Source organism: Pseudomonas sp. PK-RTE-24 (genome assembly GCF_054052265.1).
On record NZ_CM133224.1, the window covers coordinates 5,200,211 to 5,213,325 of the forward strand.

The following is a 13,115-nucleotide window of genomic DNA, read 5'->3' on the forward strand; positions in this document are numbered from 1 at the left end:
CCGTAACTCATGCGTTGAGATTCCCCCACTGGTAGCGCTTCACGCCGTTCTCATCGAACACCTTGCCGCCGTTGTTGTTGATGACCTGGCGAGCCCCTCCGCCCAGCGGGCTGTTCAACTCGAAGTTGCCAGCCTTGTCGATGCGCCAGCCTTGAACCCCGGCGATGTAGTTGTCCGACTGGATGAAGAAACCGATCTTGGCGTTTCCGATGGAGGCATCTTTCACAAACAGGGTATTCAGGAAGACCTGCCCGCCCTCAACCGCGAAAGGCACAGAAATGGCGCCGCCGGCAATGGTGTTGACGATGGCGAAACGGTCAGCGCTCACTAGGAACTGGCTTTGGAAAACCCCATTCACGTTCTCGATACCGAGACCAATGCCGGCGGCAACGTACTGCCCGTTCGCATTGACCTGCATCTTCACGGACCACATCGTTTTCAGATTGCCGTTAACATCAGCAAAGGCGGTGGCCGTTTCCTGAATGGCGGCCGCGTTCTCGCCGACCTTCGCGTTTACCTGCACGATCGCTTGAGCAGTGGCCTCCTTGTCGGTGGCAACGGTGCTGCGAAGATCGGTAACGTTCGCTTCGTTCTCGCCAACCTTTGAATCAAGAGTGATGAGCTTTTGAGCGCTGGCGAGATTCTCCGAAGATCGAACCCGGTCCTCACCGGCAATGGCGGACGTGCTGCTCCACTCCTTCAGCGCCCCATCAAGATCACCTTGCCCATCGTCGTCACGCCAAGAAGCACGTAAAGCGTTAAACGCCGTTGAGGTAGCAGTAACCTCTCCGTCGAGATCAGTGATCTCTGTGGCGTGAGTTGCAACCTGCTCTGCCAGACCGTTGGCTGTTTCCAGAAGGTCACCGACATCCTCCCAATAGGTCGGATCAGGTGGCGGCGTGTTTACCGGGACCGGCTGCAAAGCCAAATAGATCTGGCCGTTTTCGACGATCATTTGCCCCTTCAGATACACCTGGTCCGGCTCATACCCCTTAAGCCCATCGAGCGCGTTGATCTGATCTTGCAGTCCGGGAATCTTGTCGATTTCACTAAGGACATCCTCACCCAGCTCGGTGCGCGTGATCTTGCCCAGCAGAGCAGCGAGGTACGCCGACACGTCGTTCGAAGTCTGGGCAGGCACATAGAGGAACGAGCTCTTTCCGTACGCGTTCGATGATCGAATGAAGTAGTAATAATTCGTCCAAAACCCAAGACCTGTATGGGTAAAGGTCAGGCCTTGTCCCAAATATTCCGCATCCGCAGAGGTAGCCGTCGGCGACGTGCTGAAGAAATACTCGTAGGTTCCGCCATTCAGCCCGTTCTGCGCGTTGCTCGGAATCAGCACGATGTTGTCGATCGAGGACTGCACCACACAGCTTTCCGGAATGGGTGGGCCGTTGATGCTGACGGTGATAGTCACCTCTCCCGATCGCGCCATCGGGCCGGCAGCCGCCACGCTCATGGTGTAGTTGCCGGACGGCAAGCCATTGATGGCGCATTCCGTCGATGTCGCTGGCACGTTGTGCGACTGAATCGCGGTCGCCCCCTGCCGCACGATGACGATGTACTCCTTCACCACGCCAGCAGGAGGCGTCCACGACAGAACGCCCTGCGTCACCTCGGCCGTGGTGTCCTGCGTCCACGCGAGATTCGTTGGCGTGCCCAATCCGCCGGATGGCAGATTGATGAAGCCAATCGGGTTGTACGGTTGGCCGACAGCGTCATCGAAGATCGCAGGCTCGTACTGCTTGACCTGAACCGTGCAGCCCTCGCGATCGCCCATCGACCAGTCGGAGACGATGAACTCGCCAAGGATGTTCAGCGACGGCAGGTTCACCCGAACCACGCGGCCCGGCCGGCAGTTGTAGCCAGCGAAGTTCATCGGGATGCTGATTGCGCCACCGGCGCGGCGCCGGCGCAGCTCCATGTTCGCCAGGCGCTGCGCTTGGTAGGGGTTGGTGACATAGGAGTAGGTCAGCGTCTCCGCCGCCTCACCGCCGTCCTCAACGATCCATTCGGCTACGCTGACTTCCGGGTAATCCGTCTCGGTCCACGACTGCTCGGGATCAATGAAGGTGCCGCGTACAGTGTTGATTGCGGTGTCATTGGTTGGCTCAGTGCTGCCGGTGACTGTGCCGATCACCATGTCCTCGGTGATCTCGAAGTCGTACGGTCCGTAATAGGCGCCAGCCTGGAACATCCAGCGGCCGCCAACTCGAATCAGATGGCCACCCGACGCTGCTTCCAGCTTCTGGAGAACGCCGGTGCGCTGCTCGTCCGCACCGATTACGCAGCCGGTGCGATACCGCTGGCTCGTCGAGCCGTCGGCGTTGGTTACGCCTTCGTCGCAGACGTTGGCAGCGCTGGCGAAGGTCTCGAAAACGATCTCATCGTCCGGCACGTTGCAGCGGTTACGCAGGAACCAGAGCAGGTGGAGCGCCGTGTTTGCGCTGTAACCCGCCGCCCCGGTGCGCGGATCGTAGATATCATTCCGGCCACGAACCACAAAACGCGTGTCAGGGATGCCCGATGGAAACTTCTCTGCGCTGTAACGCAGGGAAACTCGCACATAGGACAAGCCGCGACCGATCTGCGAGTCTTTCCAGTCGGGGCAATTTGCCTTCAGGAATGCGTTGACTTGAGTTGGATTGACGACCAGCTCATAGCTGGCCAACGGGCCGAATGCGCCGATATCTTCCTCGCCCAGGTAGATGTTTTCGAGCGCATCGATCGCACCCTCGCACAGCACATACACCAGGTGCAGCCATTCGCCCTCACCCTGATCGCCGGACTGCTCTTGCGCCCACACCAGGACGCCGCCAGTGGAGACGCGACCAAGGATGAAGCGCACCGGTGCTTTTGAGGACCGCACGGTCTGGGCAGACGGCTCGTTGTCGCGCAGGGGCGACTTGGTGTTGAGCTTTTCCTGCTGCTCGGCGGCGTAAAAGGCAAGCGCTGCGCCTGCAACCGCACCCCATGGGCCGCCCTGGGCAAAACCAACCACCGCTCCAATGACGACCGATGCGAGTTTTTTAACGCCGCCGCTCATTCAATTCTCCACGCGGCCAGTGGCTCGCACTCAACCCGGGCGGCGCCGTCATCGGTCGCCGCCCAGTAATCTCCTGCCCAGAACACGGCCATGCTTCGGCCGCCGGGCGCGTCGTACAGCACGACGTCACCGCGCTGGATGAAGGGCAGTGACACCCGGGCAAAGTGGGTATCCCACGCCGCCTCAAGGCTGCCGTGCTGCTTCTTCAGCTGCCGCTTGGCGCCGGTTTCCGTCGTGTACTTGCCCCGGTAGTTCTCCGCCGGGTCCACGCCACACACCGAGACGGCGCAGTCGGCGGCGAACAGGCAGCAATCAAATTCACCCCATGAAAAAGGCCGCTCTTGGGCGGCCTTGATCGTTTCGTTCAGACGGGTTGTCCAGTCTCGGTAGCGCATGGCTAGCTTCCATAGGTGAATGTCGGCGCGTCCTTCTTCGAGCCCCAGTAAATGGGCCACTCGGACATCTGGGCGATGGCGTAGAAGAACCGGTCGCCCTGATGGCGCGCGCGGTGGTTTTCGTCGGTGAATCGTTCGGTGCCGGTACGGCTCCACTCGGCCATACGGTCAATAACCGGGACGGTGATGCTGTTGCCGTCCTCGCCATTGCCGGCAAAGGAGAACTTAGCCGCGTCCATCCGGCCGGAGAACAGGATGTCCGCCGCGTAATTGCCGGCCTCGTCGAACACCACGAACATGACTTTGGCCATTCGCCCACGGCAGCCTCGGACGTTGGTTTCGGAGAGAATGTAGGCATCCAGCCCGCTCAGGGTCAGTTCTACCGACATGGGCGAGCCTGAGTTATCGCTCTCCTGTGACTGGCTGACCTGGCCGAAATTGCCCACGCCGAGGTAGGTAATACCGTCGATCACCAGATCACCGGTACCGGTGTGCGCGAAGACCATGCCGTCGACGAAGTCGAGCTGCACTGCATACACCGGCATGAAGCGGCCGGTCGCGATGATGTTCACCACGTTCTGGCTGAACGGGAATGCTGATGGCATCAGAACGCCTCCCTGAATTGGTAGCTGCCGTTGGCGATCACCGGCTTTACGGACATGGCCCAGGTGTCGGTGGTCATGCGCATTTCGGAATATGGGTTGAGGTACTCGACGGCGGTACCGGCCGTGAGCGTCCTGCGGATCCGCTTGTTGAGCGACACCGTAACCCTGCCCTGCGCGTTCGCCGACGCTGCATCGGTTATCTCGAACATCTCGCCCGCGATGGTGATGTAGTCGCCAGCAGCAAACACCGCAGCATTCGCCGGCGCGCCGCCGATGACCATCGACCGCGCTTGCGCGTTGCCTGTGACCACTGAGAGTGCGCCGACGCTGCTGGTGCGCCGGCGGGTGAAGGCCGGCAAGTTGAAGGTGCCGAACATCCCATCCAGTCGCCCGAGAAACGCTGAAAGCTCGCGCTCTTGGGCTCTGGTCAATAGTCCGAACGTCAAGGTGCACTGCCAGTAAGCGCCCGGGTAGCCGACGATCTGCTGGGCATTCGAGAGCGTCGAGGTGAACGCCCTGCTGTTGTTGACGATGCCCCACGTCATTTCTGACGGGCGCAGCGAAGCCGGCCACGTGAGAGCCATGCAGTACTCCTTAGATTGCTTAGCGCCGCGCGATCAGCTGGCGGATGGTTCCGTTCTTTTTCAGGTCGCGCACGACCAGCTCGTAGCCGCCCTTGGCACCCTGCATTGCCGCCTCGCGCACCATGTTGACGGTCGCTTCATCTGGTGTGCCTTGGAAGCTGAAGCTCTGCTGGATGACCGGAGCATTAGGCGAGCCCGACGAGATCGGGACGACGTTGGAGGTCGAGGCCGCCGCAGTTGCGCCAACGTAGCCGCCATCTGCGTACCCTTTGGCGTTCGCGTTCATGCGCTCGAGGAACTCCCGAGCGCCCGGCTGGCTCACCGCTTCCTTGCGGACAACGAACTCACCGCCGTGCACCACGCCTTTCGGCTCGAACTTGCCGCCGTCGCCGGTATAGCCGCCGTCGGAGAATCCGAACTTCGAGCCGTATCCGGCGGCAGATGCCCCCAGCGTGGAAGACGTCGCGCCGGCGGATCCGGCTGCGAGGCCATTGCCGGCTGAGGCGCCGGCGGTCAGCCCGCTGAAGATCGTGCCGAAGATGCCCACCGCCGCCTGTCGCACCTGGATGCGGATCAGGTCAGCGATGATGCCGTCCGCCAGATCCTTGAACGACAATTTCCCAGTCTTCACGAACTGGATAATGCCGTCTTCCATGTTGCTGAAGGCGTTGGTGAACAGGTTGCGGGTCTGACCTGCGACGTCGCGCGCTTGCTCCGTGTAGGTCTGAAACGCCGATGAGGCACCGAGCGCCCAGTCCGATTGGGCCTTGTCCACATCCGTATAGTACTGCTGCTGCATGGCGAGACGGGTTTGCAGGGCCGAACGCAGGGCCTCGGTCTCCTCGCTATAAAGCTTTTCGCTGATGCGCCCTTCGTTGCGCTGCTGCTGCAGAGCGTCCATCTGCGACTGGTACTGCTGCTCGATGCTGAACTGTTCCTGCAAGCGCTGACGCTGCTGGTCGCCCAGCCCCATGCCGGCGAGGTTGTTGTCCAGCCCGGTCTGTGCCTTTGCCAATTGGCTGGCCAGATTGGCCTGGAATGCTGCGAGCTTCTGCGTCTCCTCCATGGAGATCTTCTTGAGCTGGTTTTCCTTCTCAAGCGCGGCGTTCTTTTTCAGCTGGGCGGTGATCAGTTCCTGGTTCGCGACCAAAGCCTTCTGGTCGGCCGTCAGGATCTGCTTACCCTTGATGTCGGCGAGTTCCTGCTCCCATTTCACCAGCGCCTGCCCAGCGGCGCCTAGCTTATCGACCTCACCTTTCTGCACGCCGATCAGCGAATTCTGCTGTTGCAGCACAGCATATTGCTGGCGGGCTTGGTCAAGCGCCTTCATGCCGGCGTCTTCGCGGTATGCCTTGGGCTTCTTCTCCGCAGCCTCCTTAAAGCTATCGCTTTCCCGGATAGCCTTCAGGGCTGCGGCCTCCTGTTCAGCTGTGATCGTATAGCCTGCCGCCCTTGCTGCGTTGATTCGCTTCAGCTCATCCTCAAGGGCCTTGTTCCTCTTTTGCTCTTTCGTGAAGTACTGCTCTTTGTTTTTTTCGAAAGCCTCGTATGCGGCTTGGCCGTCGCGCTGAATTTGGGCGTTTCGCGCGGCAGCATCAGCAGCGTCCTGCTCGGCCTTGGACTTTTTGTTGTAGGCATCCAGCTCAGCCTGAAGAGAGGCGATTCGCTCCCTTGCGTTACCGTCCTCGTAACCCGTATCGAGAGTGGATTTCAGGTAATTGATCTTTTGCTGGATGGCTTGAACATCAGGACCGTCGTTCGACTCCCGCCCGATGTTCAGAATGGCATCCCATCCGCTCTTCGCTGCGCCAGCAAGATCATTCCACGCTTTTTCAAGCGTGCCGAGGTTCGCCTTCATCGTTGCGGCGCGCTCGCCCAGCGCCCTGGCATAGGCTTCCTGCGCTATAGCTGCGGCTGCCTCCTTCTCACCCATTTGCTGAGCGGCTCGGATTTGCTCGTACACCGACGCGGTCAGAAAGTTGTACTTGTCGTTTAGCTCCGCAACCGCTTTCACGGGGTCGTCGGCGAGCCGGGCAAACTCAGCGACCGTCTCCGACACTGCTTTGCCCGTGGCTTTTTCATAGGCGATTGCAGATGTTGCGATTTGCTCAAAGCTTGAACTTGCAATCTTCCCGGTGCCGGCCAGTTGGGCCAGTGCCGCAGCGGCGTCTGCAGTGGTGCCGACGGTGCCGCTGACACGCTTCGCCATCTCGGCCAGCGCCAGCGTGGTAGTGCCGGCAGCATTGCCAGTGGTGACGAGAGAAAGGCGGTAAGCGTCTTGCTCTTTCGAGCCTTGGTAGTAGGCCAGACCGAGCACGCCAACCGCTGCGGCAGCCACAGTGAACGGGTTGACCAGGCCAAGAATATAGCCGCCCAACGCTTTCGCGGCCGGCCCAACACCGCCGAACATATCCTTAAGCTGGCCACCCTGCTGCAGGAAAACAGTGAGAGGCGCCTGTCCGCCCTGCAGCGAAACAGCGATATCCGTGAACTGTGCCGGAACGCCCCGCAGTGCGGCGGCTGTTGCCTTGGCCGTCATGCCGGTTTTACCAAGGTCCGCGTTGAAGCGCCCAAGATCTGCTCGGGTGGTGTTGATCTTCGTTTGATACTCGGAAAAAGTATCTGCGTCGATCAGGCCAAGCTTTCGGTTTTTGGCCAGTTCCTTCTCTTGCTTGTCCAGCTCACCCAGCTTTCGGGTGACAGGGTCGATGCTCCCCAGCAACTCTTCCAATTGCTCTTTCTGTGTTTTGACCTTTTTGCCTGTGGACTCGGAGGACTCGCCGACGCTATCAATCCCGTCGGCCAGCTTGTCCATCACTGGCTTGGCCCGAAGCCCGGCGCCTTCGAGAGCCTCAAGTGCCTTGCGTGTGTCGGCAGCCTTTTGCTCGGCGTCCCGGCTGTCGATTTCCAGAACGAGGCGGGATGTCTGAGCCATTCTCTTTCTCCAGGCGCAAAAAAACCCGCCGGAGCGGGTTATTCATTTGATGCTGATTCAACTGTTCGCGTTGAGGCAGACTCGATATGCCTCATTGCGGAATTCTTTTACTGCTTCTTCCTTCATGGTGTCGGTGATCATGACTTGCTTTTCGTAAGCCTTGAGAACGACACCTCTGGCGAATTTGCTGCCATCCCCCACTTTCTCGAGCGAGTCCTCAAGTAACTGGCCCTCCTGGCGCGCGGTCATCGCTTCCCCCGCAAGCGCGGATATTTTCTTGCAAGAATCTCCAGCCGCATAAGTAGCGGTTGAGGCAAGAGCTGCAAACGAAAAACACAAAGCGACACTTAACTTCATTACGGGAATCTCTGCGTCTGGTGGGTGAGCAGCATTCTAGTCGGCATTATCAGCGAGGCACACAGCATCCAGCGCAAACATCACATCGTCAATCTCATCGCGCGGCAGCGGCGAAGGGTGCGACTCCAGCCAGTCGGAGATCTCCCGCGCCGAGAGCGGCAGCGGGAATGCCCCCGCCATCCCAGCGACGTACCGGCGGCCGCGAGACACGTTCCGGTACAGGTTGAGCAGGTAGGCAGTCAGCGGGTCATTGTCGGGCTCGCCGGGAATCGCCATCTTCAGGCGCGAGTAGACCGCCCGGCGCTTCTCGCTTTCCCCGCCCCACTCTTGCTCCCACTCGAAGCGGGCGACTGCTTTCCCACCGACTCGGCTCGCTCCTCGGCGGCATCGTTGGCAGCCAGCGCGCCTTCGCGCAGGACGAAGATGAAGAACTCAATGTTGTTTTCCAGCAGCTCAGCAGCTACGGCCGGGCTGTATTTGATCGGCTTGCCGTCTGCATCCAGCACACCTTCCCAGTCCTTCACGATGAAGTGGCTGAGCAGCATCGCGTGGTTCTGGTGCTCGGTCATTTCGCCGGCAACCACACCCACCTGGCCTTCTTCAAACCGCGCGTCGTTGCGCTGGATCCGGCGGCGCATGCGCTCAAGGGCGACTTGATATTCAGGGTTGTCGATGCTGGCCAGCAGGATTTTGGTGTCGTCGTCGAACTTCGCCCAGCGCTCACCGGCGACCGCCGGCTTCTTCTTGCCCAGTTGCAGAGCCATTTCAATTCCTCAACGCCACGCCAATAAAAGGGCTCCCCCGGCCGGCGTTTGAACCGAGGGAGCCAAAGGGTTTACGGGGTTGGATCAGCCGCTTCGCGGGTGATGGTCGGGCTGAGCTTGGCGACGGTGTAGTTCAGCGTGACCTCGATCAGGTCGCGCTTACCACCGTTCGGCAGCTCGCCGTCCACCTCCACGGCCGGGAAGTTGAAGGTGTACTTGTTGCCCAGCGAGTCGGTGATCGGGAAGACAACTGCGATAGGCGTCCGGGTGAAGGTGTTTTTCCAAATCTCCCACGCGCGCTTCGACCAGGCCAGCGTAATGCTGCCAGTGACCGCCGCCTCGGTGGCGATGTGCGCGCCCGGTCCGAGACGATCGGAGCCAAGGCAGCGCTGAGTCTGCAGGCTGTTGTCGAGGTTCACGGTCATGGCCGATACGCAGGCAACGCCTTCCAGCGACTGGCCGTTCACCAGGATCGTGCCGACGTTGTTGTTCGACAGGAACGGGGTGGTGGTCGGCGCATTCGGCGAAACGACAATCGGGGTGTCGCCGTCGGTGTAGTCCAGGCACGCCATGTTGAACGTGGCGGTCACCTTACCTTCCGACGGGATGTCGAGTGCAAAGGTCGAGACGTGCGCACCCTTGAACACGCCATAGACGCCGACGTCGTTGTAGCCCTTGGCGATGCTGAAGGTATGGCGTGTATCGCCCACGCGCAGCACGTCAGCCGTCCACACGCCGTAGAAGGCAGCTTCGAGCAGCTGGTCGAACGAGCCGAACGAGAATTCTGCCGTCAGATCGCCGCCGATATCGATGCTGGTGGCCACCGAGCCTTGGCTCAGCCGGGTGTCGGTGATTTCGTCGCTGACTTCGGTGTTGACGGTCGGGGTCAGCGCGTTGCCGGTGAGGCGCAGCGTGTCCCAGGTACCGGTGGGAGTAACGCCGGGCGTCACCTCCGCAATGATGTGGCTTACAACTTTTGCGCCAGAGCTCATTGGAGCCTCCTATTCGCGGGCATAAAAAAACCCGCAGGCGCGGGCGTGGCGGTTGCTTTGCTGTCAGCCGGCGCGAAACCGGATGTTGACGTTGATTTGGTAGAAGCCCTCGAACTCGCCGGCCACCACTTGGCTGGCTTCCATGCACTCAAGGTCGCCGGACATCCAGTAGGCGAAGTGCGCTTCAAGCGCGTCGGCCAGTTCGTTTATGGCCTTGGTGCCGGTGCGCTCCCGGGCGAAGCATTGAATGCTGATCTGCCCGGGCTTGCGTGTGTGTGGTCGGTCGGCCATGCCAGCCATGAAGGCCGAGGCGTATTGAATATTCAGCCGGCACCAGAGGCCGGTCGCCGGCGGCGTGAACACTTCCGGCTGGTTCGGGTAATCGATCCGCGCCTGGTCAATGCCAGTAAAGGCGACCATGCGCGCGGTGATGAGCGCTCTGATCTGCTCGAAGGTCATTTGTAGGCCTCGGATACGCCGATGAACGCGAGGTCATAAACCCCGCCGGGCGCCTGCGTGGAATGCCCCAGCTCGAGCATCTCGCCGTAGGGGCTGTTCGTTTGGATGTAGATGACGGGAAACTGGCCCGATGCCTTGATGAGCATGCTGCCCTTGCTGATCGTTTCGCGGCCGGACGGGTCGACGTTGTCGGTCACAGTCATGTCCGGCGCACCAATCGATACCAAGTGACTGCCTCGGAACGTGCCGCCGATGTAGCCCTTCCCCGCTGCCTGCGCTTTTACGAAATAGTTCTCTTCGCGCTCGCGCTTGGTCAGCTTCTTGAAGGCTCGGCCACCAGTGCGCGCCGCGTTGCGAGCATCGACGTTCGCGTCATAGGCATCTGCCAGCGCCACGTTCTTCGTGCGCAGCGCCACGTTGGCCTGCCACAGGTCGGGGTTGCCGACCGGAGAACGGTTCACCACCTCCGTAAGCATGGCAGTCGCGATGACGCGCGCCATCTGGGTGATGTCCTCGCCAGCCTGATCAGCAAAGTCTGTGAGGCTATGGCTCCAGCCCGCCTTGTTCGTCATCAGACTTTCCTCAGCTGGATCTCGTAGTGGGCGCCGGCCGGGTCGGTCTGGACGTTGACCACGTCGAAATCGTTGATCTTGTGGCCGATGTCCGGCACCCCGCCGATCGTTTCGTTGGTCAGCGCGATCAGCAATTGGTCGGCGGCGCGGATGTTCACGCCGTCGACCTGGGCAATCTTAAAGGCGTCGAACACGCCCCGGCCGGTATAGGCGATGACAACAGGGTCGCCCGCCACCTCGGTGACCGGATCCCACGTTCCCGGCAGCGTCACGCCACCACTGAATGGTTTCACTGCGTCCGCCAGATCAGTGTCGAAGGCCTCGGCCAGATCCGCCTGGATCTCTTCACGTAGGCCCATAGGTCACCTGTATACGTTGAAGCTGAAGCCGCTGACACGCCATGGCGCGAGCAGCCCCAGCGCGAACTGGACCCCATCGGGCAGCGCAGTGGATTTGTTGGTGTCGATCGAGGCGAACGTCTTGCTGGTGGTCACCGATCCGGCCTTCACCGTCTTGGCTTCCAGCGATCCCTCTGTGTGCTGCTGGTACAGCTTGCCCTCGGAGGCGACAGCCGCCAGCTCGGCGCCGGCCTGCTTCACCTCTTCGGGAATGGCGTCCATGTCGATGCCGACCAGATTGAGCGAGGTCAGATAGGCATTCGCCTGCAACACCGCCCGGGCCTTCTTGTCATCTGGAGCCCACGAAGCCCCGAGGATGGCGTCAACGTCCGCCACGGTGATGTAGGTAGCCATCAGGCCTCCGCTTGAATGAGTGGGGCCGAAGCCCCGGGTATTACTGGTTGGCCTTCAGCAGAGCGAGCAGCTCAGGCTTCGAGTCGTTGACTTTGTAGCCAACACCCTTGGCGTCGAGCTGTTCCTTGATCTGCACGACGGTCAGTTCGTCGAGAGGGTCGGTCGCGGCCGCCAAGCGGTCTTTCTCTGCCTGCGCCAGCAAGTCATCGACCTGCTTTTGCAGCTCTTCCGACTTACTCACAGCGGCGTCGCGATCGCTTGCCAAGCGCTGCATGCCTGACTGGATGCCGGTCAGGGCTTGATACAGGCGCATCGCTGGGCCGTCGCCTTCGACAGGGTTCAGCACGCCATTTTCAAGGTCAGCAGCCAGCGCATTTACAGCGTCGAGCTGAATGGCTTCCTGCGTTGCTTGCGAACCGCTCCCTGCGTTACGCCCGGCACCGTTTTCATTGCGGGTGCGCGCATGTTCAACACCGCCGGTTTCGCCAACAGTTTCCGGCCCTACGGTGATGTTCCCTTCAGTACCGCCGAAGCCCCAGCGCGCCTTCAGCTCGGGGTCGATGTGATGGTCTTTTACGACTGGCATGATTTTCTCCTCAAATTCGCCAGCCCCCGTAGGGGCTAGCCATCGGTCAAGCCGATACGGTGGAAGTGATGAACGCCAGCGGCACCTGCTTACGAGCGAACTTGCGCTCCCAGTTGGTGGCCAGTGCCAGGTCAGCCCAGTTCGCCGAGATCGGCCGCGTGGTGGTCGGGGTGCCAGTGATGGTGGCGCTCAGGAACGAGTAGCCCAGCGGGTGCACCACGAAGTCACGGCGACTCCACAGGGTTTCGGCGCCACCACCGTTACCGCGATCCGGCGTGCGGTCGTACTCAAGGCCGTCTTCACCCGGCGGGGTGTCTTCAGCGAAGCCCAGCGCACCCGGCCCGAAGATCACGGACAGATACTTGTTCGGCGTGCCAGCAATGACCGGCATGCCGTCATCCACCACAACGCGCATGCCCTGGAAGCGGCCGAACTCGGGAGTCTGGTCAGCGATCGGCGTGAAGTCGATCAGGTTGAGGATCTGCAGCTCGGTTTGCACGGCGGAGTGCATGGCGATGACGCTCACGCCGCCCAGTTGGCCGGAGTAATCGCCCATGGTTGCCTTGGCGCGGATGATGGCAGCAGCGCTGATGGTGCCGCCGGCGTCCACAACCATGTCGCCGCCGTTGCTGGCCACGTTGTCGTTGTAGATACCCACGACCGTGGCGATAGCACGGCGCTGGGCCTGCTTGCGCCAGTAGCTCAGCATGCGGCCGGCCACGAACTCGAGAGGATCCTGATTGGTGATGTTCTTCACCAAGTTCATGCAGTTGAAACCTTCGTTGAGGTACGCGGCGCGAGCCTGCATGGAGGCACTGGTCACCGACAGCGGTACCGCGATGTCGGTGTACACGTCGTTCGAGTAGTTCGGCTCGATGGACGCGTCCAGGTCAACCCACCACGGAATGGTGAAGGTGTTGGACGGGCTTGCCAGCAGCGTGGACATGTCCGAGTTGCTGGTCAGGATGCCGGATTCGAAGAACGCGGTGCGCTCCACGCTGTTGACGGTGATGTAGTCGCGCAGCTCATCGCGAAACACGACGTCCGAGAGAATGGTTGGCATTG

15 protein-coding genes are annotated in these 13,115 nt (G+C 60.9%); all 15 read right to left on the reverse strand.

The window, feature by feature from the left end:
* Positions 1-7: 7 nt before the first annotated feature.
* The 15 genes from ACV8MC_RS23325 to ACV8MC_RS23395 all read right to left on the reverse strand — a co-directional run bounded on the left by ACV8MC_RS23325 (position 8) and on the right by ACV8MC_RS23395 (position 13,113).
* Complete coding sequence (locus ACV8MC_RS23325) at positions 8-3,049, reverse strand: phage tail tip fiber protein (protein WP_457263653.1); 3,042 nt, start codon at positions 3,047-3,049, stop codon at positions 8-10.
* Entirely contained in the window at positions 3,046-3,444 is a 399-nt protein-coding gene (locus tag ACV8MC_RS23330) for a DUF6950 family protein (protein ID WP_252869412.1), read from the reverse strand. The genes ACV8MC_RS23325 and ACV8MC_RS23330 overlap by 4 nt, the downstream gene beginning before the upstream one ends.
* A 2-nt stretch (positions 3,445-3,446) precedes the next feature.
* Positions 3,447-4,049 carry a hypothetical protein gene (locus ACV8MC_RS23335; protein WP_047297606.1) on the reverse strand — a complete coding sequence of 201 codons (603 nt, stop codon included), beginning with the start codon at positions 4,047-4,049 and terminating at the stop codon, positions 3,447-3,449.
* Positions 4,049-4,633, reverse strand: coding sequence for a hypothetical protein (locus ACV8MC_RS23340; protein ID WP_252869411.1), 585 nt, complete (start codon positions 4,631-4,633; stop codon positions 4,049-4,051). Before ACV8MC_RS23340 ends, ACV8MC_RS23335 begins: the two co-directional genes overlap by 1 nt.
* A gap of 19 nt (positions 4,634-4,652) precedes the next feature.
* Complete coding sequence (locus ACV8MC_RS23345) at positions 4,653-7,568, reverse strand: phage tail tape measure protein (protein ID WP_457263655.1); 2,916 nt, start codon at positions 7,566-7,568, stop codon at positions 4,653-4,655.
* 57 nt (positions 7,569-7,625) lie between these two features.
* The gene (locus tag ACV8MC_RS23350) at positions 7,626-7,925 is read right to left on the reverse strand and encodes a hypothetical protein (protein WP_457263656.1); all 300 of its coding nucleotides are present in this window, start codon (positions 7,923-7,925) and stop codon (positions 7,626-7,628) included.
* Between the two features lie 36 nt (positions 7,926-7,961).
* Positions 7,962-8,201 carry a hypothetical protein gene (locus ACV8MC_RS23355; RefSeq protein WP_457263657.1) on the reverse strand — a complete coding sequence of 80 codons (240 nt, stop codon included), beginning with the start codon at positions 8,199-8,201 and terminating at the stop codon, positions 7,962-7,964.
* A gap of 2 nt (positions 8,202-8,203) precedes the next feature.
* On the reverse strand, positions 8,204-8,689 hold the full coding sequence (locus ACV8MC_RS23360) for a hypothetical protein (protein WP_457263658.1): 486 nt from the start codon (positions 8,687-8,689) through the stop codon (positions 8,204-8,206).
* Between the two features lie 71 nt (positions 8,690-8,760).
* The gene (locus ACV8MC_RS23365) at positions 8,761-9,681 is read right to left on the reverse strand and encodes a phage tail tube protein (RefSeq protein WP_064361194.1); all 921 of its coding nucleotides are present in this window, start codon (positions 9,679-9,681) and stop codon (positions 8,761-8,763) included.
* 63 nt (positions 9,682-9,744) lie between these two features.
* On the reverse strand, positions 9,745-10,140 hold the full coding sequence (locus ACV8MC_RS23370; RefSeq protein ID WP_110598845.1) for a phage tail terminator-like protein: 396 nt from the start codon (positions 10,138-10,140) through the stop codon (positions 9,745-9,747).
* Positions 10,137-10,712, reverse strand: a complete 576-nt coding sequence (locus tag ACV8MC_RS23375; protein ID WP_457263660.1) for an HK97 gp10 family phage protein — start codon at positions 10,710-10,712, stop codon at positions 10,137-10,139. Before ACV8MC_RS23375 ends, ACV8MC_RS23370 begins: the two co-directional genes overlap by 4 nt.
* Entirely contained in the window at positions 10,712-11,071 is a 360-nt protein-coding gene (locus ACV8MC_RS23380) for a hypothetical protein (protein WP_457263662.1), read from the reverse strand. Before ACV8MC_RS23380 ends, ACV8MC_RS23375 begins: the two co-directional genes overlap by 1 nt.
* A 3-nt stretch (positions 11,072-11,074) precedes the next feature.
* On the reverse strand, positions 11,075-11,464 hold the full coding sequence (locus ACV8MC_RS23385) for a DnaT-like ssDNA-binding protein (RefSeq protein ID WP_457263664.1): 390 nt from the start codon (positions 11,462-11,464) through the stop codon (positions 11,075-11,077).
* A 40-nt stretch (positions 11,465-11,504) separates the two neighbouring features.
* Complete coding sequence (locus ACV8MC_RS23390; protein ID WP_457263666.1) at positions 11,505-12,050, reverse strand: hypothetical protein; 546 nt, start codon at positions 12,048-12,050, stop codon at positions 11,505-11,507.
* A 46-nt stretch (positions 12,051-12,096) separates the two neighbouring features.
* A complete protein-coding gene (locus ACV8MC_RS23395) occupies positions 12,097-13,113 on the reverse strand; it encodes a hypothetical protein (protein ID WP_457263667.1) in 1,017 nt (338 codons plus the stop codon).
* Between the last annotated feature and the right edge of the window lie 2 nt (positions 13,114-13,115).

Bases quoted from the DNA above. Each gene is read 5' to 3' on its own strand.
- ACV8MC_RS23325 (WP_457263653.1), bottom strand. From the start codon at position 3,049: ATGAGCGGCGGCGTTAAAAAACTCGCATCGGTCGTCATTGGAGCGGTG.
- ACV8MC_RS23330 (WP_252869412.1), bottom strand. From the start codon at position 3,444: ATGCGCTACCGAGACTGGACAACCCGTCTGAACGAAACGATCAAGGCC.
- ACV8MC_RS23335 (WP_047297606.1), bottom strand. From the start codon at position 4,049: ATGCCATCAGCATTCCCGTTCAGCCAGAACGTGGTGAACATCATCGCG.
- ACV8MC_RS23340 (WP_252869411.1), bottom strand. From the start codon at position 4,633: ATGGCTCTCACGTGGCCGGCTTCGCTGCGCCCGTCAGAAATGACGTGG.
- ACV8MC_RS23345 (WP_457263655.1), bottom strand. From the start codon at position 7,568: ATGGCTCAGACATCCCGCCTCGTTCTGGAAATCGACAGCCGGGACGCC.
- ACV8MC_RS23350 (WP_457263656.1), bottom strand. From the start codon at position 7,925: ATGAAGTTAAGTGTCGCTTTGTGTTTTTCGTTTGCAGCTCTTGCCTCA.
- ACV8MC_RS23355 (WP_457263657.1), bottom strand. From the start codon at position 8,201: ATGGCGATTCCCGGCGAGCCCGACAATGACCCGCTGACTGCCTACCTG.
- ACV8MC_RS23360 (WP_457263658.1), bottom strand. From the start codon at position 8,689: ATGGCTCTGCAACTGGGCAAGAAGAAGCCGGCGGTCGCCGGTGAGCGC.
- ACV8MC_RS23365 (WP_064361194.1), bottom strand. From the start codon at position 9,681: ATGAGCTCTGGCGCAAAAGTTGTAAGCCACATCATTGCGGAGGTGACG.
- ACV8MC_RS23370 (WP_110598845.1), bottom strand. From the start codon at position 10,140: ATGACCTTCGAGCAGATCAGAGCGCTCATCACCGCGCGCATGGTCGCC.
- ACV8MC_RS23375 (WP_457263660.1), bottom strand. From the start codon at position 10,712: ATGACGAACAAGGCGGGCTGGAGCCATAGCCTCACAGACTTTGCTGAT.
- ACV8MC_RS23380 (WP_457263662.1), bottom strand. From the start codon at position 11,071: ATGGGCCTACGTGAAGAGATCCAGGCGGATCTGGCCGAGGCCTTCGAC.
- ACV8MC_RS23385 (WP_457263664.1), bottom strand. From the start codon at position 11,464: ATGGCTACCTACATCACCGTGGCGGACGTTGACGCCATCCTCGGGGCT.
- ACV8MC_RS23390 (WP_457263666.1), bottom strand. From the start codon at position 12,050: ATGCCAGTCGTAAAAGACCATCACATCGACCCCGAGCTGAAGGCGCGC.
- ACV8MC_RS23395 (WP_457263667.1), bottom strand. From the start codon at position 13,113: ATGCCAACCATTCTCTCGGACGTCGTGTTTCGCGATGAGCTGCGCGAC.